Source organism: Paraburkholderia sp. RL17-347-BIC-D, assembly GCF_046027915.1.
Classification (GTDB): Bacteria; Pseudomonadota; Gammaproteobacteria; order Burkholderiales; family Burkholderiaceae; genus Paraburkholderia.
Genome location: NZ_JARESS010000080.1, coordinates 1 through 25,070, shown reverse-complemented (window position 1 = coordinate 25,070; position 25,070 = coordinate 1). Strand labels below are relative to the sequence as shown.

At 59.4% G+C, this 25,070-nt stretch carries 25 protein-coding genes and 1 pseudogene; 15 read left to right on the top strand and 11 right to left on the bottom strand.

The window, feature by feature from the left end; genetic code table 11:
• Positions 1-268: 268 nt before the first annotated feature.
• The 4 genes from P0D96_RS44325 to P0D96_RS44310 all read right to left on the bottom strand — a co-directional run bounded on the left by P0D96_RS44325 (position 269) and on the right by P0D96_RS44310 (position 3,724).
• Positions 269-838 carry a lipid-binding SYLF domain-containing protein gene (locus P0D96_RS44325; protein WP_408183571.1) on the bottom strand — a complete coding sequence of 190 codons (570 nt, stop codon included), beginning with the start codon at positions 836-838 and terminating at the stop codon, positions 269-271.
• 150 nt (positions 839-988) lie between these two features.
• The gene (locus P0D96_RS44320) at positions 989-1,375 is read right to left on the bottom strand and encodes a response regulator transcription factor (RefSeq protein WP_408183569.1); all 387 of its coding nucleotides are present in this window, start codon (positions 1,373-1,375) and stop codon (positions 989-991) included.
• Between the two features lie 163 nt (positions 1,376-1,538).
• Positions 1,539-2,174: a response regulator transcription factor gene (locus P0D96_RS44315; protein ID WP_408183568.1), complete on the bottom strand. Its 636-nt coding sequence runs from the start codon at positions 2,172-2,174 to the stop codon at positions 1,539-1,541.
• A 5-nt stretch (positions 2,175-2,179) separates the two neighbouring features.
• Positions 2,180-3,724, bottom strand: a complete 1,545-nt coding sequence (locus P0D96_RS44310; RefSeq protein ID WP_408320372.1) for a sensor histidine kinase — start codon at positions 3,722-3,724, stop codon at positions 2,180-2,182.
• A gap of 956 nt (positions 3,725-4,680) precedes the next feature.
• Between P0D96_RS44310 and P0D96_RS44305 the strand changes: the two genes are divergently transcribed.
• From P0D96_RS44305 to P0D96_RS44290, 4 genes are all read left to right on the top strand, one after another.
• Positions 4,681-4,953, top strand: coding sequence for a hypothetical protein (locus P0D96_RS44305; RefSeq protein ID WP_408320370.1), 273 nt, complete (start codon positions 4,681-4,683; stop codon positions 4,951-4,953).
• A gap of 445 nt (positions 4,954-5,398) precedes the next feature.
• Complete coding sequence (locus tag P0D96_RS44300) at positions 5,399-5,656, top strand: hypothetical protein (RefSeq protein WP_408320368.1); 258 nt, start codon at positions 5,399-5,401, stop codon at positions 5,654-5,656.
• Between the two features lie 27 nt (positions 5,657-5,683).
• Positions 5,684-5,833, top strand: coding sequence for a hypothetical protein (locus tag P0D96_RS44295; RefSeq protein ID WP_408320366.1), 150 nt, complete (start codon positions 5,684-5,686; stop codon positions 5,831-5,833).
• Between the two features lie 227 nt (positions 5,834-6,060).
• On the top strand, positions 6,061-7,164 hold the full coding sequence (locus P0D96_RS44290) for an AI-2E family transporter (protein ID WP_408320365.1): 1,104 nt from the start codon (positions 6,061-6,063) through the stop codon (positions 7,162-7,164).
• A 415-nt stretch (positions 7,165-7,579) separates the two neighbouring features.
• Here P0D96_RS44290 and P0D96_RS44285 read toward each other — a convergent pair whose 3' ends face one another.
• Positions 7,580-7,855: a hypothetical protein gene (locus tag P0D96_RS44285; protein ID WP_408183111.1), complete on the bottom strand. Its 276-nt coding sequence runs from the start codon at positions 7,853-7,855 to the stop codon at positions 7,580-7,582.
• Between the two features lie 527 nt (positions 7,856-8,382).
• On the opposite strand from P0D96_RS44285, the gene P0D96_RS44280 reads away from it, so the two are divergent.
• Positions 8,383-8,970 carry a BPSL1445 family SYLF domain-containing lipoprotein gene (locus P0D96_RS44280; protein WP_408183120.1) on the top strand — a complete coding sequence of 196 codons (588 nt, stop codon included), beginning with the start codon at positions 8,383-8,385 and terminating at the stop codon, positions 8,968-8,970.
• Positions 8,971-9,634: 664 nt separating this feature from the next.
• Here P0D96_RS44280 and tnpC read toward each other — a convergent pair.
• Genes tnpC through tnpA form a run of 3 tightly spaced genes read right to left on the bottom strand, consistent with a single transcriptional unit; the run spans position 9,635 to position 12,009 of the window.
• Complete coding sequence (gene tnpC, locus P0D96_RS44275; protein ID WP_408320363.1) at positions 9,635-11,203, bottom strand: IS66 family transposase; 1,569 nt, start codon at positions 11,201-11,203, stop codon at positions 9,635-9,637.
• A 30-nt stretch (positions 11,204-11,233) separates the two neighbouring features.
• A complete protein-coding gene (gene tnpB / locus P0D96_RS44270) occupies positions 11,234-11,578 on the bottom strand; it encodes an IS66 family insertion sequence element accessory protein TnpB (RefSeq protein ID WP_408320361.1) in 345 nt (114 codons plus the stop codon).
• Positions 11,575-12,009 carry an IS66-like element accessory protein TnpA gene (gene tnpA / locus P0D96_RS44265; protein ID WP_408320359.1) on the bottom strand — a complete coding sequence of 145 codons (435 nt, stop codon included), beginning with the start codon at positions 12,007-12,009 and terminating at the stop codon, positions 11,575-11,577. The genes tnpB and tnpA overlap by 4 nt, the downstream gene beginning before the upstream one ends.
• A 164-nt stretch (positions 12,010-12,173) precedes the next feature.
• Between tnpA and P0D96_RS44260 the strand changes: the two genes are divergently transcribed.
• The 3 genes from P0D96_RS44260 to P0D96_RS44250 all read left to right on the top strand — a co-directional run bounded on the left by P0D96_RS44260 (position 12,174) and on the right by P0D96_RS44250 (position 14,934).
• Positions 12,174-13,073: a hypothetical protein gene (locus P0D96_RS44260; protein WP_408320357.1), complete on the top strand. Its 900-nt coding sequence runs from the start codon at positions 12,174-12,176 to the stop codon at positions 13,071-13,073.
• Between the two features lie 471 nt (positions 13,074-13,544).
• Positions 13,545-13,865: a hypothetical protein gene (locus P0D96_RS44255; protein WP_408183108.1), complete on the top strand. Its 321-nt coding sequence runs from the start codon at positions 13,545-13,547 to the stop codon at positions 13,863-13,865.
• Positions 13,866-13,974: 109 nt separating this feature from the next.
• Positions 13,975-14,934 carry a hypothetical protein gene (locus tag P0D96_RS44250; protein WP_408320355.1) on the top strand — a complete coding sequence of 320 codons (960 nt, stop codon included), beginning with the start codon at positions 13,975-13,977 and terminating at the stop codon, positions 14,932-14,934.
• A gap of 283 nt (positions 14,935-15,217) precedes the next feature.
• Here P0D96_RS44250 and P0D96_RS44245 read toward each other — a convergent pair whose 3' ends face one another.
• Entirely contained in the window at positions 15,218-16,774 is a 1,557-nt protein-coding gene (locus P0D96_RS44245) for a phospholipase D family protein (protein WP_408183104.1), read from the bottom strand.
• 206 nt (positions 16,775-16,980) lie between these two features.
• Here P0D96_RS44245 and P0D96_RS44240 point away from each other — a divergent pair, with 206 nt between their 5' ends.
• Positions 16,981-17,232, top strand: a complete 252-nt coding sequence (locus P0D96_RS44240; protein WP_408183102.1) for a hypothetical protein — start codon at positions 16,981-16,983, stop codon at positions 17,230-17,232.
• Positions 17,233-18,056: 824 nt separating this feature from the next.
• Here the strand turns inward: P0D96_RS44240 and P0D96_RS44235 are convergent.
• Positions 18,057-18,737, bottom strand: coding sequence for a hypothetical protein (locus P0D96_RS44235; protein ID WP_408320352.1), 681 nt, complete (start codon positions 18,735-18,737; stop codon positions 18,057-18,059).
• 389 nt (positions 18,738-19,126) lie between these two features.
• Between P0D96_RS44235 and P0D96_RS44230 the strand changes: the two are divergent.
• From P0D96_RS44230 to P0D96_RS48835, 5 genes and pseudogenes are all read left to right on the top strand, one after another.
• Positions 19,127-19,453 (top strand): annotated as a pseudogene (locus P0D96_RS44230) (polyphosphate kinase 2 family protein); the annotation flags it as partial.
• A gap of 477 nt (positions 19,454-19,930) precedes the next feature.
• Entirely contained in the window at positions 19,931-21,592 is a 1,662-nt protein-coding gene (locus P0D96_RS44225) for a SulP family inorganic anion transporter (protein WP_408183100.1), read from the top strand.
• Positions 21,593-21,682: 90 nt separating this feature from the next.
• Positions 21,683-21,988 (top strand): RNA-binding protein, encoded by a 306-nt coding sequence (locus P0D96_RS44220; RefSeq protein WP_408183098.1) that lies wholly within the window; start codon positions 21,683-21,685, stop codon positions 21,986-21,988.
• Between the two features lie 65 nt (positions 21,989-22,053).
• Complete coding sequence (locus P0D96_RS44215) at positions 22,054-22,422, top strand: BON domain-containing protein (protein WP_408183096.1); 369 nt, start codon at positions 22,054-22,056, stop codon at positions 22,420-22,422.
• Between the two features lie 490 nt (positions 22,423-22,912).
• The gene (locus P0D96_RS48835) at positions 22,913-23,167 is read left to right on the top strand and encodes a DUF2964 family protein (RefSeq protein WP_494478265.1); all 255 of its coding nucleotides are present in this window, start codon (positions 22,913-22,915) and stop codon (positions 23,165-23,167) included.
• Positions 23,168-23,175: 8 nt separating this feature from the next.
• Here the strand turns inward: P0D96_RS48835 and P0D96_RS44205 are convergent, their stop codons facing one another.
• Positions 23,176-23,400 (bottom strand): hypothetical protein, encoded by a 225-nt coding sequence (locus tag P0D96_RS44205; RefSeq protein WP_408320348.1) that lies wholly within the window; start codon positions 23,398-23,400, stop codon positions 23,176-23,178.
• 243 nt (positions 23,401-23,643) lie between these two features.
• On the opposite strand from P0D96_RS44205, the gene P0D96_RS44200 reads away from it, so the two are divergent.
• A complete protein-coding gene (locus P0D96_RS44200; RefSeq protein WP_408320346.1) occupies positions 23,644-24,726 on the top strand; it encodes a transporter in 1,083 nt (360 codons plus the stop codon).
• Positions 24,727-25,070: the final 344 nt, after the last annotated feature.

Here is a 25,070-nt window from a genome sequence, read left to right as displayed (position 1 = left end):
GCTGCCGTCGAATTCGGCAGCGCACAGTTCGGCCGAAGCGAAGCAGAAGAACACTGCGAGCGCCATACGGAGGGTGTTTTTTCATGGTCGCTTCCCCTGTTATGATCGGCTGCTGGGCTGCCACTGAGCATCCCAGCGCCAGCATCACAAGCCCGGGTGAAACTCGTATCAGGGGTTGCATGGTGAAACGCCTCCTGGACAATCCAGTTCCGGCACGGACCCACGGCACTCCGACGCCGACGTGAGAAGGCGCCGTAAAGTCACGGACTCATGGTTTGATCTTGGTGATCTTCTGGCCTTGGACGCCGAGGCCCGCCATCAGGCCCTCCTGGCCATAGATGAATGCGTAGACATCGGATTGCAACGTGGTCGTTGTCATCGACTTCGCCTTGCCTTCGTCGACGACAACGACACTCGGTCCCATTCCGACGGACCAGCCGTCGCTGCTGTTCAGATAACTGAGCGCTGCCGGCGTCATCAGGAACATCGCCTGATGGAAGCTCTGTGCCCCAGCCTGCATGCCGTATGACAACGACTTCGCGTTGTAATAGCCCATCACCTTGCCGTCCGGGCCGAACATCACGCCGTCTCCTCCTTGAGCGCCGACCAGAAAGCCCGCCTTCAGGATGTCCGGAAATACAAGGACGGCTGTCGCGTGGGTCGCCAGTTCGCCCGCCTTGGGCGTGGTCGCTACCAGTTGCCGATACGCATCGCGTGCTTTCTGTTCCAGTTCGGGACGCCCTGAACTGGACGCGGAAGCAGTGGGGTTAATGCTCGTACAGGAAACGACAGCGAGCATGACTGGAATCATTGCCATCAGGCGGACAAACTTGAACATGATAGGACGCTCCATTCAAAAGGAGTCACTGCGTGACCGGATCCCTGAGCGACCCGCGCCGCCCTTCAGGTACCAGTAGTATTGGTAGCAGATCTGCCCCATGGCAATTGAACTTTGGTCCAATACCGGGTGAACCCGCACGTGTTCAGACTACGACGGCTGTCCTCCTTCGAGGGCCGCACGTACGGTCCTGATGAACAGGTCATCGTTGAACGGCTTGAGAATGTAGGCGACCGCACCGCCTGCAAAGGCCTGTTCGCGCACGCTGATGTCATCGTGGGCGGTGATGAAAATGACTGGCGTGCCACTACCGGAAAGACGCTGCTGGACCTCGAGTCCATTGAGCCCCGGCATCTGCACATCGAGAATGACGCAGTCAGGGCGATATGACGGCATGGACGACAGCACGTCGAGAAAGGCGTCGCCGCTTGCGAAGGTTTCGGCAGCGATGCCGACTGAGCGCAGAAGTCTCTTGATGGCTCGGCACACCGATTCATCGTCATCGACGACGACAACGAATGATTTGAGTTTTCCCATTGCACGTAGTCCGGTGTCAGGGAATGCACGGGGCAGTGCACTCCCCCAAACCATAGACTACGAGTCAGGCGCAAATGCCGATAGTGGACCTTGGTGCAATGTGGACTCCGAAAGACGTCATAGCACGCCCGGACGACGCAGCGTTCACGCCGCTTGCAGCCGCTCAGCGATCCGCGTGCGATTTCGCGACGCCTGAAAGGCCGACCTTGTCCGCGACGCGAATGAGTTGGGCCAGCGATGTGACTTCCATCTTGGCCATCACGCGCCTGCGATGAACCTTGATCGTCTGTTCGGCCGTTCCGAGTTCGCTTGCCACCTGCTTGTTCAGAAGGCCAATCACGACGAGTGCCATCACTTCGCGCTCGCGCGGCGTCAACCGCTCGACGCGATCACGAAGCGAGTCGAATTCACGCCGGGTCGCTCGCGTTCGAACCGCGTACGCGAGCGCCTGTTCGATCGCTCGCAGCAGGTCAGTCTCGGACACCGGTTTGGGCAGAAAATCGGTTGCCCCCGCCTTCATCGCGTCGACACCCATCGCAATGTCACCATGCCCCGTGATGAAAATGATCGGCAGCGCCGCATTGAGTTCGCGCGCCAGTTCCAGTCCGCTCAGATCCGGCAACTCGATATCCAGCACGAGGCACGCAGGACAGGCATCGGCGGGCATCCTGTCGAGAAATGCGCGTGCCGAACCGAATGTTTCCACCCGATAGCCCGCTGACTGAATCAGACGCGACAGCGCGCGGCACACGGAGTCGTCGTCGTCGACGACGAATACAAGCGAAGCGGAATCTGTCATGGCCTCTATCGCGACTCATCCTGCTCCGTCGCATCCCCGACTGGCAATGTAACAAAGAATGTCGCGCCTCGATCGATGTTGTTTTCGGCCCAGAGTCGCCCGTGGTGCATGTCGATGATGGTGCGGCTAATCGACAATCCCAAACCGAGGCCCTGGGGTTTTGACGTAAAGAATGGCTTAAAGATCTTGTCCAGCTTGTCGGCGGTCAGTCCATGGCCGCGATCCCTGATGGCGATGCAAACCGTATTGGTGCTCTCGCGCATGAGCGTCACGGATACGACGCGATCTACGGACGGCACCCCACTCATCGCGTCGAACGCATTGAGCAGGAGATTGAGCATGACCTGCTGCAACTGCACCTTGTCGCCACGCACGGACGGCAGATCGTCCTCGATGTCAAGCGCCACGCGTGTGCCACGCACGATCGCATCGCCGCGCACCAGCAGGACCACGTCGCGAATAATGCCCGCGAGATCGAGTGATACGACTTCCAGATCGCCCTTCTTGACGACCGCGCGAATGCGCCGGATCACTTCGCTCGCGCGATAGTCAGCCTGTACGATGTCGTTCAGGATCTCTCTCACTTCATCCAGATCGATGGGGTCCGCCGTGAGAAAGCGCTGCGCGGCCTGCACGTTGCTCAGTATCGCGGTCAGCGGCTGGTTCAGTTCATGGGCCAGCGATGCCGTAAGCTGGCCCACGATAGACACGCGCGTCAGATGCGCGAGGTCCCGCCGGTTGCGCTCCAGCTCGTAACGCTCGGCTGTATCGATGATGCATGCGAGCGTGACGCTGTCATCGTCGAAGTGAAATGGGTTCAGACCGATCTCCACCTGAAATTCCGTGCCGTTATTACGCCGCCCAGGCAGCTCATACAACGGCGACCTTCCGTGGACCACGGACGATGCGAACACGTCGGCCCTGGGCACAACCTGGCGGTCCAGATGCAGGGCGGGCACGAGCAGTTCGACCGGCTTGCCTATCAATTCGTCGCATTCGTATCCGAACAGCCTGGCGGCTTGTCGATTGACCATCAACATGCGGCCACGCTCGTCGAGCATCAGAATCGAAATAGGCAAAAGCGCGAGCGCCTCGCGAAAGTACGCTTCGCCGCTTCCTTTTTCCAACACGACCACATGAGAATCGTTCAACCCTGCGGATCGTCCGCCACTTTCATGAGACTGGCGGCGAACCGATCGTGCGGAAGCCGCGGCATGGTCCCTATCCGTTATTGGACGCTCCGCGCGCGCACGTTGACCTGCTTCCGGCGAGATCGCTTCTTCCGCCACTTGATGCTGTTCCACGCGCCTCTCTGCTGAGGAACCGGCTCGTGATACGACGTCGCGCGGACCGGCACCAGCGGACATCGTGAAAACCTGCGGACGCATCGCAGCTTCACGCGTCATCGCGCGCTCGACATAATCCGCAAGATTTGGCGGTTTAAGACTACGGCTCGCCAGCGCCATTCGCCAGCGCCTGGTAAACAAAATCGACAGCCAAAGAATGATGGCGGTTTCCAGAACAATGATCGCTGGCATGACGATGCTCATGGCCGGGATTCCTCTCAACAGCTTGCGCCGAGAGATGGGCTGACGGAAAAGCTCGCTCTGGATTTCGACGAGAGATAACGCGCCTGACCCGAAGGCTGATTTTGCCGCTACGTATATTGTGCAGCGGGCCAGAAAGTCAGGACCGTAATTCGCTGGCTCGCGCGTTTCTAAGGCAGCGTGTTTGCCAGATTGCCGGTCCGTCACTTCTATAGCGCGTCGTCTTGCGACGATTCAGGGAGATCTGCCAGCACAGGAGGAAATGCAGGCATGGCCAGCCGTATGACTAGGCAGGTAACTACTACACACAAAATAAAACTGGCCAGTAAATCAATCGTAGTCCTGATGCCAGCCATAGTAAATGTCGAGATCGTGCATTCTTCAATCGATGCAATAGAAGCCGCCACGCTAACGCTGAACATCACCCTGATTGAACCAAAGGGCAAATGTTCACGCGCGGCGTCGCATGTAGTCTGAATGACTGAGATTCGAATCAGCAAGGATCTGTATCGCCCCGGCGTCCGCACGTTACTGGTAAACCTGCATGCGTCGGAATGGGAAAAAAAAGCAATTAGATTCAGCATTGGTGTTACGTGCGGCGACGCGGTCCCGCTAGCGGCGATTGCAGCCGTACAGAGAACAGCGTGATAAAGGCACGCCGGGCAGGACGAAACGGGTCGTGCTCTATTGCTCATTGCGAATCAGTCTGCTCATGCATGCCCGATTCCGTCCGGTTGCGTACAAAGTATCTCCGCCAGCGGACTCCGCACACACATTAGACCAAGGTTCAATATCGGTGTCCACTCAGGTCCCCTATTCTGTTTCTTGGGCACGTGCATTTGATTGCCCGTTCCAGGACTCGGCCTGCGGAAATCAGGAACCAGGCCATCGTTATGGAAGCGGTGATCGCGACATTTTCCTCGCTGATGACCGTTTGACGGTTTTGTGAGGGCGATGTAATGAACAAGCGTCTCTTATGGTTTGCGATCGTACCGGCGCTGCTGTTCGCAGGTACGGCAGCTGCGCAATACCCGGTTCTGGATATGGTTGCCGGCAAGCTCGTTCAAAAGTATCAAGAGGAACCGACCAGCGCGCTGCCGAAAACGCATAGGAACGCAATCAACGCGACGACGATGTGGTTCATCCTGCTGTCCTCCGACCAGGGTAATACGCGTAGAGCGGCCTCGGTCTCCGAAGCGGCGCTTGCCCGCGCCTGTCCTTTCGCAGCCTGACGTTGCCCGTGTCCCACGAAGCGCACGACTATCGAAATTCGCCCACTTCCGGTCACTTATCAGCATCTTGCGCGCCGCGCAGCAGTATGCAATTGAACCAAGGTCCAATTGCATACGACCCAGTCGTGATCCTATCTTTCAAGATCTGTACCACTGACTGCGAACCCGACCCAACCGCCAGAATCTCTAGCCTGTGTCGGCCAATTCGTATTTCGTCCCAGGCTCTGATCATATTGCGGAAAGTGTCTTTGAGGCCGCCAGGAGCGAAACATGGCAACATCCAGACTGCCCATTCGAGTGTTGATGCTGACATTGGCATTGTCGGCCCCTGCAGCCGATCCGCGCCGCGACTCAGGATCCCGGCTGACCACGTGAAATTGTTCGGGACGACGCGACCCTCACCTATTACCAGCCACAGATCGACGACTGGAAGGACTTCAAGGAAGTGACCGGTCGGATGGCGATAAGCGTGACTCCGCGTGGCGGCAAACCGCAAGTGGGCATCGTTGCGCTCCAGATGCACACGGATGTTGACGTCGGCAGTCGTAACGTCCTCCTGAGCAATCCGCAAATTACCGGTACGACTTTTCCCGACACCGATCCCGCAACGGCCAAAAAGCTGGATCAGCTCGTGCGCAAATTTCTCGATCCACAGGCTTCGCTGACCTTATCGGTTGACCGCGTGGTCGCGGGGTCAAAGTAGCCCTGCAGGTGAAGCTGAGGTATAGGGTTGGGCAAGAAAGACGGCCGCACCGCCACGCTGATGATCCCGATCACGATCGGCATCATCAACGTGCCGACCTACGTGTTGGCGCCGCCATGGTCGACTCCGTGGAGGATGCCATGGCCATCAATAGAGCGCTCGCTGGTGAGAAATTGAACCAAAGTCCAATTGCCATTGGCCAGCGCCACTACCAATATTGATTTCATCGGACTCTGCACGTGGCATCGGCCACGAAATAAGTGCTGTACTACAGAACTGGTACTCACGGCTGAGTCGCAAGCAACGACGTGGCTCTGGCACGCCGCTGCATCCTCGGCCGCCCGTTGAGCCAGTGGCCTGCTTCCCGGTGTGAACCTTTGCGGCGACCTGCACGGAGACAATTGATGTTGCCCACGCCCACTTCCGAAAAGGCGCTGTCCCGTGGACTGCTCGAGGCACTGATCCGTGCCGGGCTGATCGCCGTCCTGGCGATTTTCTGCTTCGAGATAGTCCTCCCGTTCCTCAACCTGATCGTCTGGTCCCTGATCCTGGCGATCACCCTTTACCCGCTGCAGGTGAGGCTAAGGCGCAGGTTGGGCAACAAAGACGGTCGCACCGCCACGCTGATTGTCCTGATCGCGATCGCCATCATCATCCTGCCGTCCTATCTGTTGGGCGTCGCCATGGTCGACTCCGTGGAGCATGCCATGGCCATCGTCAAGAGCGAGGGTTTGCACATTCCGCCGCCGGCCGAGTCGGTAGCCAGTTGGCCGCTGGTAGGCCAGCGTCTGTATGACTTCTGGCTGCAAGCCGCCACCGACTTGACCGGCCTGTTGCAGAAACTCGCACCGCAGCTCAAGGACGTCAGCCGTGCGCTGCTGGGCGCGGTCGCGGGCGTTGGCAAAGGCCTGCTGATATTCGTGTTCGCCCTGATCATCGCGGGCATCTTCATGGCTTATGGCCAGCAGGGCAGCCGCAGCGCCGTGCAGATCGCCTCGCGGTTCTTCAGCCCGGAGAAAGGTCCGCGCATCGCCGTGCTGTGCACCGCCACCATTCGAGCGGTGGCCCAGGGCGTGGTAGGCATCGCTTTTATCCAGATGCTGTTGATTGGCGTCGCCTTCGTTGTCAAGGGCATTCCTGCCGCCGGCCTGCTGGCTTTGGCGGTGCTGCTGCTCGGAATCATGCAACTGCCGGCCACGCTGATCACCGTCCCGGTGATCATTTTCGTCTTTGCCACGGAGGGCGCGAGTGTGGCGACCGTTGTCTTCTCCATCTATGTGTTCATCGCGGGACTGGCCGATAACGTGCTCAAGCCCCTGCTGCTGGGTCGTGGCGTCGATGTGCCGATGCCGGTGGTGCTCATCGGCGCGCTGGGCGGCATGGTCACCGGCGGCGTCATTGGACTGTTTATTGGCCCGGTGGCGCTCGCGGTGGGCTACCAGCTGTTCTGGCAATGGGTTGAGGACCAGCCGCAGAATGCTGCGCCAGGCGACGAGAAGCAGATTTGAAGCGGCCAGTCTCGCCCCATGTCGCAATTGACTCGTTCGCCCACTGCTCACCGGCGCACTCTGCCTCAGCCGCTACGCACGCCACCCCGGCACCCGACTTTTCCGGCCCGAAGGAGAGCACCCCATGATCAACGAAGCAGAGCAGAACCGTCTCCGCGATGGACAGACGAATCGCGCGGTCTAGGAAAAGTGGGGGTCGTACCTCAGCGAGCGGCAGTGGGTGACCGTGCGCGAAGACTACAGCGACGACGGCGACGCCTGGAACCACTGCACTCCCGACCACGCCCGGTCTCGCGTCTGCCGGTGGGGCGAGGACGGCCTCGGCGGTATCAGCGAGGCCGATGCCTTCTATGCGTCGACTACCCCACTCGCCGTTCGCGATGACTCCGACCGTGCGAGTATCATGCGCCAGGCGCTAGCCGGCATGCTCTGGACCAAATAGTATTTCCACCATGACCTCGGGCGCAGGCTTGCCGAGCATGGCACGGGCAGCCAGTTGCCGCATGCGGAACGCCGGCGGGTGCGCAACAGCGACTGGGTACACATGTACAACGACGACATTACCTCGATGCACGACAAATGAGAGTATCCCTGGTACGCCGCGTGGGATCTGGCCTTTCACATGATTCCACTGAGTATGGTCGACGCCGATTTCGCGAAGGAACAACTCGACCTGATGCTGCGCGTTCACACCAAATGTCGAATAGGACCAAAGTTCAATTGAATAGGTCCGTCAATGTGAGCACAATTATCACAGTGGCATCAGACCACCCGTCTTAGAGGGCAGCTTCTACGTGATGGAGACGATCGATTTCCGTGTGCGATGTGTTTAGGTTGCAATACGAACTACCCAGCCGGGAAAAATTGCGTTGCGGGTGGCGCGAACTTCATCGCCAGCGAGCTGCCGATTCGTACCGGCACGGCCATTCAGCCAGACTGGCGTGTCGGTCGGGCAAGCGGGCCGAGGCAGTAGCGATTGCCACAGCGCTGAAGACAATGGGCTACGGCACCGGCCAGTTTGGCAGGAACCATATGGGTGACAAAAACTGAGACGTGATGGGAGATCTGCACACCAAATTAATGCTTGAAACGCTGTCGGCTGACGCGGCTAACCGTTTCACGCCCCGTTTACAGACCGCTGATTAGAACTGGACCGAAGGATGAAGCGGCCAGAGTCAAGCACCGGGGATCCACCTCGGAGCCACAATGGAGGACGATATGAACAGACGAGATTTTGTGCTGAGGACCGCGGCTGCAACTGCTGCTGCAAGTCTGACGCTCACTGGCTGCACCATGACCCCGGGCAGCGGCAAGAGCCCTGAAACCGATGCCTCGAAGCGCCAGGCGATTGACGCGGACGTGAACGGTACGTTGTCGCGGCTATTCTCGACGGTCAAGGGCTCTCGCGAGCTCGTATCGAAGGCACAAGGGGTGCTGGTGTTCCCGTCGGTGGTTAAGGCAGCCTTCATCGCCGGCGCCGAGTACGGCGAAGGCTCATTGCGTGTTGGGGGCACGACGGCTGGCTATTACAGCACGGCATCGGGGTCATTCGGATTCCAGGCCGGTGCCCAGTCGACGGCCGTCATCTTTCTCTTCATGACGCAAGACTCGCTCGACAAGTTTCGCAACTCGGCCGGCTGGTCCGTTGGCGGCGACGTAGCGGTTTCGCTCGTGAAAGTGGGTGCGAATGGCACGCTCGATACGACGACGGCCACCTCACCGGTGGAAGCCATTGTGCTGACCAACACCGGTCTGATGGCAGACGCTTCGCTCGCTGGCACCAAGGTGACGCGGCTAAACCTATAAACGTGAAGCCTAATCTCTTCAAAAAAAGAAAGGCAAGGAACCGTTCGGCTCCCTGCCTTTCGTGGGTGCTTGTGTAGCGCTCTGAAGGTGTTTTGCCGCAGCACGGCGAGACTGCACGACCCTTGTTCTGGACAATCGGGAACACGCCACTCTCCGCTGATGTGTGGCACGAGACCAACATCCATCGATTTTAGCAACTCAAGACGATTGTTTTCGGTCGTACGAAGCGATTGGCACCCAGCAAAACTGTCGGCCCCACCCGGCATGCCATCGACCTGGTGATGTTCAGCCTGCCCTTGATCTGGGCGATGCTTGAGTCTTATGTCGACCAGTTCTGGCCAGGGCTCAGGCCGAACATCTGACAGCTTCAGGTGCTTGTCGATCTCATGTTCACACTGAGTTTTTTCGTGCCGGGTGGTGACTTCTGGACCAAGATCCGCGCTCTGTTCGTCCGCACGGCTTAGATAGGAGAGACCCTCGACGCGGGCAACCTGGAATTTCCCATCCGATAGAGGATGAGCGAAATGAAGCGGTTCGTTCAAGGTGACAATCGTATGCAAAGCTTTGCAAACGCTCAAATCGTGCCCGCAAAGTAAGCGGCTCACGTGGGCCGTTCGTCCACGCGCGTGCACGTGAGGCATGATGGTGATCTGGACTTGGACTGTCAGGTAGCAGGTGTCGGCGGACTGGCTGGCGTGTGCAGCTTGTCGGCCACGCGCCACGGCAGAAGCTCGTCGATGCGATTGATTTTATGGTCAGCGATGTGAGTGAGCACATAGTCCAGATAGGCGCGCGGATCGATGTCGTTCAGTGCGCAAGTCCCGATCAGCGCGTACATTGCGGCGGCCCGTTCACCGCCGCTGTCGGAACCGGCAAACAGGAAATTCTTCCGCCCCAGGCTTACACAACGCAACGCGTTTTCCGCGATGTTATTGTCGATCTCGAGCGTGCCGTCTTCACAATATAGCGTCAGAGCGCGCCACTGGTTAAGCGAGTAGTTGATCGCCTTGGCAGTGTCGGACTTCGACGACAACGTTTCGAGCTTGGCCTTGAGCCACGCTTCATAGATTTGAAGCAGTGGCCTGGCTTTCTCCTGCCGTATTCGTAGCCGTTCGGCCGCGGGCTTGCCGCGAATGGAGGCCTCGATGTCGTATAGCGCGCCAATGTATTCAAGTGCTTTTTGCGTCGTGTCGGACGGCGTGCGCACGTGGATGTCGTAGAACTTTCTCCTCGCGTGAGCATGACATGCCGCTTCCAGTACGGAGCCACCCAGGAACAGCTCATCGAAGCCCGCGTAAGCGTCCGCTTGCAGGGTCCCCCTGAAGCCGGCGAGATGAGTCTGAGGGTGGATGCCCTGTCTGTTCGGCGAGTATGCGAACCATACCGCAGCGGGTTGCGTCGACCCCGAGCGACGATCGTCGCGCACATAGACCCATAGCCGACCGGTGCGGGTCTTCCTGTTGCCCGGTGAGAGCACCGGGATCGGCGTGTCGTCCGCATGCAGCTTTGTGGCGGCCGTCGTATAGCGGCGCAGCGCTTCAATCAGCGGCGCGCACAACGCTTCGCATTGACCGACCCAGCGACCCATGCTGGCCCGGTCGAGCATCACGCCGTCGCGCGCCGCGATCGCCGATTGCCGATACAACGGCTGGTGGTCTGCGTATTTCGAAACGAGGATATCCGCCAGCAAGCTTGGATGGGCGATGCTCCGCTCGATCGGAAGGCCGGGCATCGGCGGCTGCCTGATGGTGCTGCAGCATGGGCAAACGAATTTGCGCCGGATCGTGCGAACGACCTTGAACGCCGCTGCGACCCGGGCGAGTTGCTCAGACACGTCCTCACCGAGCACCTGCATCTGTTGACCGCAGTCCGGGCAACTCGATTCGGGCTCGCGCACATGATCCTCACGCGCGAGGTGCGCAGCCAGTGCTTGCCTCGAAGCCGCTTCGTCCGTCGTTGCATTGGAGGAGGAAGCGTTTGCGCCTCGAGCTTGCGCACGCTCCATGTCTGCAACGCCGCGTCCGGCGGCCAGATCCTCGAGTTGGGTCTCGAGGGTCTCGATCTGCCGCTGCAACTGCTCGGACTTGCGGCCGAACTGCATGCGCCGAAGTTTGTCGATCTGTGCCTTAAGCTGCTCGATCTCGACATCGCGTTCAGCAAGCAGACTACGGGCCTCGACCAGCAAGGCCTTCAACAATTCGACATCGTCTGGAAGATCGGCGCCGTTCGACATACGCCGTAGTTTACGAGTCCGCGGCGCGGTTTACAACATCGATAACGCGGCGGTACGACGGGGCTGTCGCCAATCGATGCCCTCGAGAAGCATCGACAGTTGTGCTGAACTCAGATGGACCTTCCCGCCGTCGGCCTGGGGCCAGATAAAACGGCCCCGCTCAAGCCGCTTCGCGAGAAGCCAGATTCCGTCCTCCGTTGCCCAGAGGATTTTTACGAGGTCGCCCCGGCGGCCCCGGAAGATGTAGACGTTGCCTCCCAGCGGATTCTCTTCAAGCGCCGTTTGTACCTTTGCGGCCAGTCCCTGGAACCCACATCGCATATCGGTCACGCCTGCAGCGATCCAGATGCGCGTACCAACCGGCAGAGACATCATGATCGCAGACTACCCAGCACGGTACGCAGCATGTCAGCGTCGACCAGGCCGTCTACCTTAACCACCGCACGGCCGATGCGGATCTCGATCGTGCCCCCAGGAGACGCCGGCTTCATATCTGGCGCTTGAGGAACCCCCGAAGATGACGCAACGACCTGCGTCAGCGCGTCACTCAGCAGTACGACCGGGAGGAGGCTGGTAGACGGAGCTTGCTGCTCGGCAAGATATCGCCGCCGCCAGGTGTACAACATGTTCGCGTTGATGCCATTCTCACGGGCCAGTCTCGCGACCGAGACGCCCGGCTCACACGCTGCTGCCGCCAGCCGATCCCGAAGCTCCCGTGGGTAATTCGGACGGCCTGCTCGACTTCCATGCTTCTTCTCTGGAGACTCTGACAAAGTGGTGTCCATCAAATCGGAAATGATGGACATCACTTTGCTGTGTATCGCAGCAACCACCTACGACGGTGGGGACGAGCCGCTTACCCCGCAAACGAAAGCGACAAGGGTCGCACTCTTTCACTGTCGACGCTACTGCTCGGCACCCTCCTCCTATTATCTCATTATCTCCGCCCGCCGGCGCACAGGAATTCTCGATGCTGGCCGGCCCTCTCTTCAGCGAAAGTGCGAACACCTATTCCTGGAGCGCCAGTTATCGCGAGGGACTCGGGCGCTTTGCGGCATGGAGCTTTTCCTGGATCAACGAAGGTCACATCCCGCACCATCGTCGCGATGGCCAGACCATACAAGCCTGGGGACACCTGCCACTATGGAACGATCGACTGGAGTTATCAGCAGGTGCGGGGCCGTATCGGTACTTCGACACGAGCGCAGCACGATCCGGAGGCGACTATTCGAATACGCACGGGTGGGGAGTCGTCTGGAGCATGCGCGCCGCGTATTATTTCGATCGGAAATGGATTGCCCAGGCGCAGTTGAATCATGTCCAGGTGTTTGTCGACCCCGACGCGACCGCGCTGCTGTTTGGCATCGGCTACCAACTCGAAGCGAAGGGCGAGCCCGGTCCACGGCAACGCACGGTGCCAAGAACATCGAAGGTAACGAATAACGAACTTACCGTGATGTTCGGCAAGACGATCCTTAACAGCGGCAATTCCGAGTCGGCCAATGCCGGAAGCCTTGAATACCGGCGCGGATTATGGCGCTATGTCGATGTGACCGCATCATACATCCATGAAGGTGGTCAAATCCAGTCGCGCCGGGACGGTATCGCAATGCAGCTTTGGGCCACCCGGGCTTTCTTCGACGACAACCTTGCGCTGTCAGTCGGCGTTGGTCCGTACGTTGCCATCACGCAAAACAGTGACCTTCCCCAGAACCGCACCGGCGACGGCCGCATCTCAGCGCTTTTCGCGATACCAGCGAGCTATCGGCTCAGCCAGCACTGGCTCACGCGCATCACAGGGAATCGTGTAATCACGCGCTACAATCGTGACACGGATCTGATCGAAGCCGGAGCCGGCTTCCGATTTTGAGCGGTATCACCGACGATCATTGTCTTCGAAGTTGCCCGTAGGCAGATTGAGACTAAATCTCGCCAGATTAGAAATCTCAAGCGGTCGACGCTATGCGGCTTTTTGCCTGTGCGACGCTTGCGAGGACGTCTCAGATTGGCCGCCTCGCGCGTGACCATCTGACGCACGCTTCCAACCACACAAGTGCCAAAAGCACTGTGACCGCAATCCGCAACCTAGAGCATCCACAACGGGCGCTTCTCTGTCCATCGTCTTCCCATTCGCATCCGCTATGCCCGCGATGGCCATTTGCCGAAAGCGGAGCCTTCTGCGCCGCCGGCTGCTAAGCTTGTGTAAGGTACGTAATATCGCCTTCGCGCAGGCCGCGCCCTTCCGCACCGAGATAGACTTTTGGAACTGTTTTTCGATTAAAAGTTTGTGTGATCGCTTCCAGCCTGTTTGATTCGAGCGGGCGACGCCGGGAGAACTCTGATGAGCAAGAAATCCCTGTCCGACGATATCGGCGACTCAAATGAAACGACCGAGGCGACGCTGGTGGCACTGACAATGCAGATCAACGCGTTCGTCCGTGAAGGCACGCTCGATAGCCGGTGCGCGGCGAAGCTGGTCAAGCGACTGAAAAGGGAGGCTGAGTTCGTTTCTGAAAGCGGCAGGGCAACGAAGCCGGGGCGTAAGGAATTGAAGACCGCTTTCGACACAATCGATTTGGCGCTGCGCGATCACGACGCTGGGCTGCTGGTCATGGCCAACGCTGCGTTGCGCGCGACGGATGATGCGGTCGGTGCCGGATAGTCGCAGCAGAGGACGAAGATCTTCAAACGACGGAAGTTGCAGGGGTTCAAACATGGGCATTTTCAGATGGCTGCACCGCGACGACAATTCGAGTACGGAGCGTCGAGACATGGAGCAGGTCAGGGAAACCGTTGAGCGCGTCATGACGTTGAATCCGCGGCTGCGAATGGCGCAGCACTGCGCTGAGCGTCTCACGCCGGCGGTCAAAGTATCGCTACGGTATGCGCGCGACCTGGTCGCGTCGTTACCGCTGCTCCATGAAGCCAGTGCACGCACGTGGTATTCGGATCTCTACGTGCGCGCTTACTTCGCCAATCCCGACGAACTGGCGATGAGAGTTAGCCGTTCAGAAGAACTCCGTGTGTACTTCGACCAGAATCCTGAGGCCGAGCATGTCTATGCCGTGCTCGGAATGGCAATGATCGAACGTCATGTACTAGGCGTGGCACTCGCAGGTGACACGGTACGCCGGGACGTTGCGCAAACCACGGTCTGCTTTGACGACCATCGCATAAGGATTTGCGGCCGAACTGAATCGGACCTGCGGCGGGAGATCATGCAACGCGTGAGCGATCAACTGTCACTCACAGGACTGGCGAAACTCGCGAAAGATCGTCGTGATGTACTTGAACATGGCCGAGCATTGCTCAAAATGCGTTTGGTGTTACTACAGCGCCAAGGCACAGGAATGCGTTCGGTGTGCGGAGGTGCTGTTCCTGCTGGATGGGAAGAACTTGCCCGCGTACAGGCACAGATTGAAGATAACTCGCGACGCCTTGGTGAGCTGAGCGCTCCAATGGACTCGCTTGAGCGCCAACTCGACGGGGTATGCCAGGTTCTGACCGAACCGGAAAAGCACATCTACCTTACCAGGAAGCGTATTCGCCTGGATCGGATGAACGTGGTACAGACCAAGGACAGTTCGCAAACTGCGGATGAGCTCGAGTTTCACATCGCCCACATTCCGGCCAGTCCGCCCCAGGTACGCGCAATAGCGCTTATCCGGTTTGCGCGCGCCGAACTCCTGCCAGGCAGATTGCTTCTCGACGAGGCAATACGGGAGCTATAACGGCTGAGTTCTCCGCGAGGGTCACACATGCCCACGAGAACCGGGTCGGTCGGTGTTGCCGATCTGGTGGCACCAGGCCGGACGCGGGCAGCACGAGCGGGACCGGCAGGTAGTGCGCATCCTGGCGCGCCGTGACGCCCGGGAAGGATCCGCCTCCAGCCAACAGGCCGCCGAGCACCAGATTGGTGAACCATTGCCGCGCGTAGCGGTTTCAGCGCAGCATTTTCTGGGTTCGTTGAGCGCTGCCGGCGGCCCCCGTGGCCGACAGGCGCCTGGGCTTCTATCATAGCTGCGATTCAATCGGCAGCAGACCGAGGAACCAGATGCTGACGCGCTTCAGCGCAGACACGCCGGGCTCCTCGTCAAGTTCTGTCACGGTTCCGTTCTCCGCCGTTTGGATCCACACGATACGGCTTTTCCCAGTTGGGTCGAAGCGTTCGTCGAGTCGCCACGCAATGCGGTCCAGGTTCGACCCGATCCCGTCGATCACCTGCACGGCGAGTCCGTCGCTCCCACAGTAAATACCGATTTCCGTGTTGAGTTCGACCGAACGCGGATCGAGGTTCATCGAACCGATGAAGATGCTCGAGCGATCGAACACGTAGGTCTTGGCATGCAGCGATGCCTTGGATGAACCAAACGTCGATTTTTTCTTTTCTGCAGTCTTATCGGCGATGACTGGCTTCATCTCGTAGAGGTGCACTCCAGCGGCGAGGAGATCCTTACGATAGCGTTGATAGCCTGCGTGCACGGCGGTGACGTCGGTCGCGGCAAGCGAGTTCGTCAGTACGGTGACGCGTACGCCTCGCCCGGCCAGCCCGCGTATCCACGCAACCCCTCTTTCCCCTGGTATGAAGTACGGCGATACGATCAGCATCTCATGCGTGGGCTGAAGATCCAGCGCCTTCAGTTGCGACATGAGGTGGCCCTGCGTGTCTCCCGGCCCACGCGTGATCTTCGATGGATCATCGTAAAGCAGGGTCGCCTGGCCCCAGGTGAAGTCGGCATCGCGTGAGTCAATCGCCCGAACCAGACGCTCCCGGGCATCCACGACGTACGGCGTATCTCGCTCTGACGCGATGTATGCGTCCAGCTTGGCGCGGAGGGCGGCAAGTGCGTCTGGTTCCGCGCGATGGCCCGTCAGCCGGTCGATCGGATAGGACGCGTCCGAATTCCAGTACTCGTCGAAGGCGTTTGACGCCTTGCGGACAATCGGTCCGTGTACCAGGACATCAAGATCCCCAAAGGCGACGACGCTGGATGCGCCAAAGTATTCGTCACCGATATTGCGTCCGCCGAGAATGGCTCCCTGGTTATCGGCGATCAGAGCCTTATTGTGCATGCGTCGATTCACGCGGGAAAACTCGAACACCGTTCCTATCATCTTGAAGTTGCGACTCGCAACCGGATTGAATAGTCGTATCTTTATATTGGGATGTGCGTTGAGCGCGAGCAGACGCTGGTCGTCTGCGTTCGTACCGAGGTCGTCGAGCAGCACGCGAACCCTTACCCCGCGGTCGGCTGCTCTGAGCAACGACGCGGCAAGTTCGCGACCGGTCAAGTCGTCGTGCCAGATGTAATACTGGAGATCGAGGGTGCGGTCCGCAGCCTCGGTGAGCACGATGCGCGCCACGAGTGCGCTCACACCGTCTGACAGCAGGTGAAATGCATTGCTTCCCGGATGCTCTTGTTCCGTCGGCCCGAAAACGGCGCCCAGACGCGTGGCCTGCGTGTCATCCAACGCGTATGTCAGCGGCCGGGCGGTCTGAGGTGGCAAGCCGGCGCAGGCGTGCAGCAGGAAGACCAGAGAAATAGCGACGAGCTTTCGAAGCTTGATCATTGTTCTCTCCGCCGGTATCGGTTACGCGTCAGAGTATCGCAATCCCGTGCGCGATTTAACGAATTGCCACGTGCCGAAGATCGACAGTATCGGTTGCTGGACGAACCGGCCTCCTGGCAAGACTGCGCGGCATGTGGCATAGGCCGCAGAGCAGACGGTACGTCGTGACGTTGTGCTGTCGACGTGCCAGACGGCGCCGGCCTCCCATGTCCGGTGGAGGCCGGCATGCCGTCTACGCGATTGCCCCGCCAGCGGCCCGCGTGCGACGCCGGCCGCTTTCGAGCCTCGCCGCAGGGCGTCCGTGGTTCTGGCTGTACCAGGCTCAGGATGGCCGGTTCGTGGCCCGCCTGACGCTCGGGCGGCTGCAGGTCATAGCCGCCACGCCTCGAGCGGTGATCACCGCGCTCAGGCGATGTGTACGAGACTACGCGGTGTATCTGCGCGATCGACTCACCTAACCTCAAGGGATAGGTCAGTTTCCCGCAAAACTTAACAGCTTGATCCAAGTACGCACTATTTGCCGTCTGAGGTCCTAACACGACTGGTCCTCATCGCCGAATGCCTGCGGTTATGGGAGCGTCTACTACACGGCATCAGATGCCAATACGGAGCTCGGTTATGGCGAAAGCTGATGGAGTGAGCCTCGCGTACATTCCCTCAGCGCACCGCATGAAGCCCGGGTCATTTGTCGACGCGACGGACGCGCCTGTTGCGATCACGCTTCGCAACCACCCGCCCTGTGCAACGATGTATTTATTGTGCGCTTGAGCCCGGCAAATGCCCGCCCTCCGGTCAGGCGAATTTCCGCATGCCTGAATATCGTGGTTATAACCCGTCGCGCAGCTGTTCTTTATCTCGTCGCAGTTCTGCGCGGCAAGGCATACACACGAAAGACCTAAAGGCGCTCGCCAGAATACGTCTCATGTTTACCTCGCTATGGCTGACTTACCCTATTTCCGCCAGAAAGGAAGTGGAACGCCGGTCTAGGTAACTTCGACCGTTTCCACACCGCTTGTCGGCTTTTCCCGGCAGCGCGTTAATGCAGCAGGCGCACCCGTGACAATGGTTCGAATGGCTGCTTCAGCCACCAGATCTGCTCGTCAAGCACAAGACTCCTCGACAACCACTTTTAAGTGCGGCCATTCAAGGACCCGTGGCTGCCGATGGCTCCTAGGTCACTGCACTCGGTTGCGGATTGCGATCAAGGGTCTTTGGCAGGCGTACGGTTTAATGTGATCCCGGGTGCTCGCCGTCGCAGTGTGGGCGGTGGTAACCATCACGCTCATCCGCCCAAGGCAATGATCGCTATGGTCAGCACGACACCGAGGGCCACCATCGCGAATCCTGCTATCCATCCGCCGAATCCGGCATGGTGACCCAGCGCGATGCCTGAACAGAACAACATTGCCAGCGTAAGCACACGAGAAACAGTCAAGGCAGTTGAGGTTTCCTTGAACAGGACGAACGGCAAGGCAACCGGGAACGTGGACAGGACGACGATGACGAAAACCCCTGCCGCACCGATGTAGTCTTCGAGCAACAGCCGCGGGCGGTGAGGCAGAGTCGTCGTTGCAACAATACGTGCCCGGATAAGCTCTAACTCACCATCGGCAACCAGAGTCTTCATTGCCTTGGACAACGCCTTGCGGAGCGCGCGCGCCCCGGCCGCAGCGTCCGGTTCGTTTTTCACCGTACGCGCAAGCGTGAGTTGCTTGCCGCGATTCGTCAGGGTGCGTACCAGAAACATTACAGCATCGGCCAGCCCCCATGCGAGATTGCAGCCAAGCGCCGTGTACAGCATTTTCCGGCCGGCATCTTCTCCTGCGGTGGCAGCCGACACGGCGCCGACGAAGGTAAGCGCCATGAACAAGCCAAAGCACAGTTCCGAAACCCGATCCACGGTATCGAGGATCGGTTCACGCGTTTCGGTGTCTTCCTGATGCGTCAGACCGGTAGCGCGCATGAACTCCCCTTGAGCAGATAGCGGATGGTCACGTTCATTGCTGGCCGAACGGGCAGGCACGGCAAACACCTGATTTGAGGTCCCTGCGCGGAATCAGGTGGCCGCCGTGTGTCAATCAGGAGCGGAACTGCACCCGGGAGGTGCCTCGACGGGTGACGTGCATCAGTGGACCCGGAGTGACGGTCAACGACGGGCCGAAGGTTCCCGGCCGTGGTTGCGACAATCATCGGATCGGCTGGCAAGGGAGCAGATGCACCCAGCCTACGGCGGGCTTAGCAGAAACGCTATCGGACTAAAGTCGCATTGCAACCATTCGTACTGGCACCTACCCTACATTTTGAAAGGATTTCCAGAATTCCGGAGGTCAGCCGCGCGCATGGAGACGAGGAATGGCGAAGACAGGGGCAAACAAAGACTGGTCACTGGAAGACAACTCCTTGTCGTACTGGGTGGTGCAAACGGGTAGCAAGGTCTGCATAGTCTTTGAAGGACGCGACGGCGCAGGTAAGGGTGGCGCTATCAAGGCGATTACTGAGCGCGTGAGAATCTTCGACCGCAGTTGGTACAACCGTGCGGGTGTCGAGCGCGTGATGGGTTTCTGTTCCGAAGAGGACGTGGTGAAGTTCCTGGCGGCGGTGCCGCTGGTCGAAGATGCAATCGTCGGATCCGGAGTCATCCTGCTCAAATACTGGCTGGAGGTCAGCGAGGAGGAACAGAACATAGCGGAGAAATTCTGACCCTGGCGGATCACTACGGACCAGGGCCATCATGACGGCGATATTGCGACACGCAGCCCGCCGAAGGATGGCAGCCATAAAACGCGACCCGCCAGCGAAGACGATTCCGCCAATCATCGCAATCTTCATAAGTTGCCGGAAATGCTGGGCCAGATTCGCTCGAACGACAGCGCCGGGCCGCGGGAGACCTTCCAATGTATTTCGACTGACGACCGCCGATGGTCCTTCATGACATCGCCCGCAGGCGACGCGATTCACAACTGCTGCGGTCATCGCTCATGTTCCGCTCACGCTCAGCAGCCAGATCGCGCGAACCTTCATCCCGGCAACCAGCGCGAAATCAAGTGCCTTCACTCTCGGCCGTGATCCATGAAGCCAGAACGTTCTTCACGCCAACGAAAACTCCATAGCCGGCCTGGCCGCCAGACATTACGGCATTCAGCCGGCGGTGTCCGCATGCCTTTTCCGGAATGGCTTGGCGATTACAGGAAGGAATGGGCCCGGCCCGACATCATCGCCGGGCTGACCGTGGCCGCAGTCGTCATCCCGAAGGCGCTCGCCTATGCGACTATCGCCGGCCTGCCGGTTCAGGTCGGACTTTACACAGCGTTCGCGCCCATGCTCATCTACGCTTTGCTGGGAACGTCACGCGTCCTCAGCGCGAGTACGACGACAACGATCGCAATCCTGGTCGCGACGGCACTCGACGGTGTGGCGTCCGCGAATGATACCGCCAATCTGCTGACGGCTTCGGCGACGCTGACATGCCTGGTGGGAGTGATCCTGATCGTGGCGCGACTGCTGCGGCTGGGCTTTGTCGCGAATTTCATCTCCGAACCGGTGCTGATCGGCTTCAAGGCAGGCGTTGGGATTGTCATTGTCGTGGACCAGGTGCCGAAGCTGCTTGGCATCCATTTTCACAAAGGCTCGTTTTTTCACAACCTGCTCGCTACCGTGCAGGGGGTTCCGCAAGCGTCATTGGTCACTGTGGCTGTTGGCGTGGCGATGATCGGCCTTCTGATCGCCATGGAACGCTTCGTCCCGCGTGCGCCCGCGCCCTTGATCGCGGTGGCGGCGGGAATTGCCGGCGTGAGCCTGCTCGGCTTGTCGGCGTATGGGGTGGCGACGGTGGGCAAGGTGCCAACGGGGCTGCCTGCCTTCACGCCGCCGGATCCGCAGATGATGATGGCGCTCTGGCCACCAGCCCTCGGCATCGCATTGATGAGCTTTACCGAAACCATCGCGGCCGGACGGGCGTTCGCGAAAAGTGGCGAGCCGACGCCACAGCCGAACCAGGAGTTGCTGGCGACGGGACTGGCGAACCTTGGTGGTGCGTTCTTCGGCGCCATGGCCGCTGGCGGAGGGACTACGCAAACCGCCGTGAACCGCCTGTCGGGCGCACGGTCCCAACTGTCCGGACTCGTCACGTCGTTAGCCGCGCTCGGCACGATGTTGTTGCTGGCTCCTCTCATCGGGCTGATGCCGGAAGCCACACTGGCCGCAGTGGTCATCGTGTACTCGGTCGGGCTGATCCAGCCGGCGGAGTTCCGGGAAATCCTCAAAGTGCGGCGCATGGAGTTCGTCTGGGCGCTGGTCGCGCTGGTCGGCGTGGTGCTGGTCGGTACGCTCGAGGGGATTGTCGTCGCCATCATTGTGTCGATGGTGGCGCTCGCTCACCAGGTGTCAGATCCGCCGGTTTATGTCCTTGGCAGGAAGCCCGGCACGAATGTGTTCCGCCCGCAGTCGAGCGAGCACCCCGAGGATGAAACCTTCCCCGGCATGCTGATGCTGAGGCCTGAGGGGCGGATCTTCTTTGCCAATGCGCAGCGCATCGGCCAGAAGATGAGACTGCCGGTTAGCGTGGCAAAGCCGAAGGTGGTGGCACTCGATCTCGCGGGAGTATTCGATTTCGAGTTCACCGCCTTGAAGATGCTGACAGAAGCGGAGAAAAAGTTGCGCGAGGAAGAGAGGATCACGGTCTGGCTCGTCGGCCTGAATCCCGGCGTACTTGCGATGGTCCGGCGCTCGCCTCTGGGAGAGACGCTCGGGGAGGACAGGATGTTCTTCAACATGGACCATGCGGTTGCCAGGTATCACGCCGGCGAGGCGGGTGGCTGACGCTACAAATGCATATTCAACGGAGCGAGGTAAGGAGGCAGACCTGAACGCCGAGATACGGCGCGCATTCGTAAATGACAGGAGCGCAAAATGCTGCATTTGATGTTGGGGAACATTGAACCTGATACCTCCGACGACGAGATCCAGGAGTTTTTGGTGAAGTACGGATTCCGTCCGTACGATGAGATCAAGCACGTCCCCGGCGATGGAACGCGGCCCGCGGTAGCGCTGACCTTCCATTCGCTCAATCCGGAAACGTTGGGCAAATTGCAGCCCCGCGTCCATAACCTCTTCTGGAAGAATCGGAGGGTTCTTGAGGGACCACTTTACGTGAGTCGAACCGGTGGTGACCGTGTGCAACGATCAACACCCCGACGAGCATGCTGGTCGGGGTAAGGTCCGTTGTCAGATGCAGCCCGGCGATCTCTGCGGGATTAATCGTGGCTCAACAGGAGCGAGCAATGAAAGCAATCAGGACATTCAAGCTGATAAGTGGCGCATTGATCGTTGTGGTATCCATCAATGCGTCGTCGCAGACTAGTGAATCCGCTTCGACGTCGACTCAATCCAGCATGGCGCCGGAAAGCGGGGGAAGCGCGAAAGCCACCAGACAGGCGAATCGCGCACTCAGCAAGAAAGTGCTTCACGCACTCTCAAAGGGCGGTGTCAACACTTCCAGAATCAACATCATCGCAAAAGGTAGCGCAGTGACGCTTGCTGGATCTGTCACTGACTCGAGCCAGATCGACAAGGCGGGCGAGATAACGAAGGGTGTGCCCGGCGTTACCTCTGTGAAGAATTCCATGACACTTAAAGAAGCGGGTCAGTAATCCCTCTTGATCGCTTGGGCCGGGTCGCGGCGGCTCGGAATCGCCGGTCACGCGACCAAACAGAAGCAGCCCCGCGACGTGCGCCGGCCGGCTACACGGGATTCCGCAATTGCACGACGAATCATCAGGATAGCTGACAGTACGCGCACCACGATCGGCCCTGTCGGCCATCGTGCAGACTCGGCATGTCATGTCGATGCATCCACGCCTGCAGGGGCTCGGGGACCACGCAAATCCCCAGCACTCGTGATCCGCCTGGTTAACAGTAGCAGGTAGGCCGTAAGGGACGTAGATCGAAATCTGCAACAACGTCAGCACGGGGCAATGCGCGCCGGTTCCTCCAGGTCAGTGGCGGGTGGAAGGTCCCCTCCCCTCCTGAGTGGACACTCGAACACGACGATAGCGGCTCGAACCGCGGCTTTGGCCGCGGACCCGAGACCGACTCGTGGACCGTTGTACCGGTTGAATCCGCCGCAATAGCGCACTAATATTGATTTGCGAGACAGTCGTAAATACTGGAGGTCTGGATGAAGAAATCGGAAAGGCGGGTTGCGATCGCATTAGAGGTGTCGCTATCTGGCTAGGTGGTCTGTATTTCGCCATTACCGGACTGATCTATGATCGCACCATGGAATTCCGCTACGGCGCGCTCGCCATTTTTGTCGGCGTCTCGATCGCGGTCATTGCATCGAACCTGATTTCGATTCCAGGCTTGCCGAGCAAGAAGAAGCAGATCTCTCGATAGTAACGTGCTCAGTGCTCACCAGACGCCGGCGCGGGCGGCGCTTCGTTTTCCTTTTGCATCTGATCACGCGTATCGTTCTTCGCTTCACGCGCCTTTTTCTGCGCTGCCCGCCGCGTGTACTGCATCTGCTTCGTCGCCGCGGCACCGCTTTGGGCTCGCACGCTAGTGGGTGATATGGAATACATGGCGATGCATGCCGCGATGGCCGGCGCTACTACGTAGAACCCGCTCATATCGCTCGCCAGAAGAAAATTCTGCGTATCGCTTTGCGGCCATGCAAACCGCTCGACACACCACCGGATGACCCTTGCAATCTACGCATAGTAACGCATGATGCCTTGTTGAATGATCATGGGCTTTGTGAAGAACACCCCGGTTGTACAGGGTCCGAAGGCATACTTGTCCACGCGTGTACCGGGCATTGACGTATTGCTCGAACAGACGAATTTCCACCGGTCCGCAGGCTCGAGATCTTCTTGGACGTCGAACGCGCGCATCGGCTCGCACACCGGGTCAAAATGGATGCTCCGTACGTCGCTCAGTTTGCAACTTGCGGGCGCGAGGAACTCATGACAATGCCGGGAGAGTCGGTCGACTCGCATTGCGCAGTCCGTGCCAGACGCACCGCAGATTGCGGTTCGACAACAAGAAATATTTGGCGCTTTCAATCTCGGTGGACGGGAATAGCGCTTCTCTGGTCCGTACTGGCGTCCGCGCAGGAAATGGAGCCGCGCAGCTATTCGGCCGTCCCGGTTGGAACGAACTTCGTGGCGGCGGGCTATGCCCGATCGACCGGCGACGTTTCGCTGGACCCGTCGTTGCCCATCACCGATCTTCAAGCCCGGATCAACACATATTCACTGGGCTATTCTCATAGCTTTGGCGTCGCGGGACATGTCGCCAGCGTTGCCGTGTTGCTGCCTTATGCCAATGCGAACCTGACGGGGAATGTAGCAGGCGTGCCTGGTCAGGCCTGGCGTTCAGGGCTAGGCGATGTACGGTTCCGGATTGCCGCGAATCTGCTGGGTGGTTCCGCGCTCACACCAGGAGAATTTGCCCGGCGTAGCCCGAGCACCATACTGGGTGCCAGCCTGAGCGTGGTCGCGCCGACCGGCCAATATCAGCCCGCCCGTATCGTCAATGTGGGTTCGAACCGGTGGGCATTCAAACCTGAACTGGGATTCTCCCAGCCAGTCGGCAACTGGTTTGTAGACGGCGCCGCTGGGGTCTGGGTGTTCACCGACAATACGAACTTTTTTGGTGGCAAGCGACGAAGCCAGTCTCCGCTGGCCGTGTTCCAATGGCATGGAGGCTACACGTGGCGGCCCGGACTGTGGATCGCCGCAGACGTTGCGTATCTCACGGGCGGCCGGACCAGCGTCAATGGTGTCCAGAACGCGGACCTGCAAAGCAGTACTCGCTACGGGGTAACGTTGTCGGTTCCCCTTGCCGCACAATGGTCAGCCAAACTCGCATGGTCGCGTGGGTTAACGACACGCATCGGTGGAAATTTCCAGACCGTCTCGGTCGCGCTCCAATACCGCTGGTTCAATCGCTGACTTAACGTGGCAACACCTGTGCTCGCCACTATTTCGCGCCACGGCTGGTGGCTTCCCGGCTTGCCGGCGGCAGATCCGCCTCGAGCTTGCCTCCGATGTCCTCGATCAGGCGCTGGAAATCAGGCGACGCCATGATTATCTGTCCAGCGGCAGCGAAAGCTCATGACGTCAGCGGACGGTCGCGGCCGTGATAACGCAATGGCGCCGTGGGCTCGTCGCGACGGGTGGAGCCGGAGGTTGCCCCGATTTCGCCAACGGGTTACAGCGCGGGTTGCAGTGCTCTCACGCCTGGCGTCGTGCGCGCCTTCACGATGCGGTCATTTCGAAGACGTGGTAGCTCCATG

Excerpts from the sequence above, each read along its gene's own strand:
- P0D96_RS44325 (WP_408183571.1), bottom strand. The coding sequence starts at position 838 with ATGTTCAAGTTTGTCCGCCTGATGGCAATGATTCCAGTCATGCTCGCT.
- P0D96_RS44320 (WP_408183569.1), bottom strand. The coding sequence starts at position 1,375 with ATGGGAAAACTCAAATCATTCGTTGTCGTCGTCGATGACGATGAATCG.
- P0D96_RS44315 (WP_408183568.1), bottom strand. The coding sequence starts at position 2,174 with ATGACAGATTCCGCTTCGCTTGTATTCGTCGTCGACGACGACGACTCC.
- P0D96_RS44310 (WP_408320372.1), bottom strand. The coding sequence starts at position 3,724 with ATGAGCATCGTCATGCCAGCGATCATTGTTCTGGAAACCGCCATCATT.
- P0D96_RS44305 (WP_408320370.1), top strand. The coding sequence starts at position 4,681 with ATGAACAAGCGTCTCTTATGGTTTGCGATCGTACCGGCGCTGCTGTTC.
- P0D96_RS44290 (WP_408320365.1), top strand. The coding sequence starts at position 6,061 with ATGTTGCCCACGCCCACTTCCGAAAAGGCGCTGTCCCGTGGACTGCTC.
- P0D96_RS44280 (WP_408183120.1), top strand. The coding sequence starts at position 8,383 with ATGAACAGACGAGATTTTGTGCTGAGGACCGCGGCTGCAACTGCTGCT.
- tnpC (WP_408320363.1), bottom strand. The coding sequence starts at position 11,203 with ATGTCGAACGGCGCCGATCTTCCAGACGATGTCGAATTGTTGAAGGCC.
- tnpB (WP_408320361.1), bottom strand. The coding sequence starts at position 11,578 with ATGATGTCTCTGCCGGTTGGTACGCGCATCTGGATCGCTGCAGGCGTG.
- tnpA (WP_408320359.1), bottom strand. The coding sequence starts at position 12,009 with ATGTCCATCATTTCCGATTTGATGGACACCACTTTGTCAGAGTCTCCA.
- P0D96_RS44260 (WP_408320357.1), top strand. The coding sequence starts at position 12,174 with ATGCTGGCCGGCCCTCTCTTCAGCGAAAGTGCGAACACCTATTCCTGG.
- P0D96_RS44255 (WP_408183108.1), top strand. The coding sequence starts at position 13,545 with ATGAGCAAGAAATCCCTGTCCGACGATATCGGCGACTCAAATGAAACG.
- P0D96_RS44250 (WP_408320355.1), top strand. The coding sequence starts at position 13,975 with ATGGAGCAGGTCAGGGAAACCGTTGAGCGCGTCATGACGTTGAATCCG.
- P0D96_RS44245 (WP_408183104.1), bottom strand. The coding sequence starts at position 16,774 with ATGATCAAGCTTCGAAAGCTCGTCGCTATTTCTCTGGTCTTCCTGCTG.
- P0D96_RS44240 (WP_408183102.1), top strand. The coding sequence starts at position 16,981 with ATGTCCGGTGGAGGCCGGCATGCCGTCTACGCGATTGCCCCGCCAGCG.
- P0D96_RS44235 (WP_408320352.1), bottom strand. The coding sequence starts at position 18,737 with ATGCGCGCTACCGGTCTGACGCATCAGGAAGACACCGAAACGCGTGAA.
- P0D96_RS44225 (WP_408183100.1), top strand. The coding sequence starts at position 19,931 with ATGCCTTTTCCGGAATGGCTTGGCGATTACAGGAAGGAATGGGCCCGG.
- P0D96_RS44220 (WP_408183098.1), top strand. The coding sequence starts at position 21,683 with ATGCTGCATTTGATGTTGGGGAACATTGAACCTGATACCTCCGACGAC.
- P0D96_RS44215 (WP_408183096.1), top strand. The coding sequence starts at position 22,054 with ATGAAAGCAATCAGGACATTCAAGCTGATAAGTGGCGCATTGATCGTT.
- P0D96_RS44205 (WP_408320348.1), bottom strand. The coding sequence starts at position 23,400 with ATGAGCGGGTTCTACGTAGTAGCGCCGGCCATCGCGGCATGCATCGCC.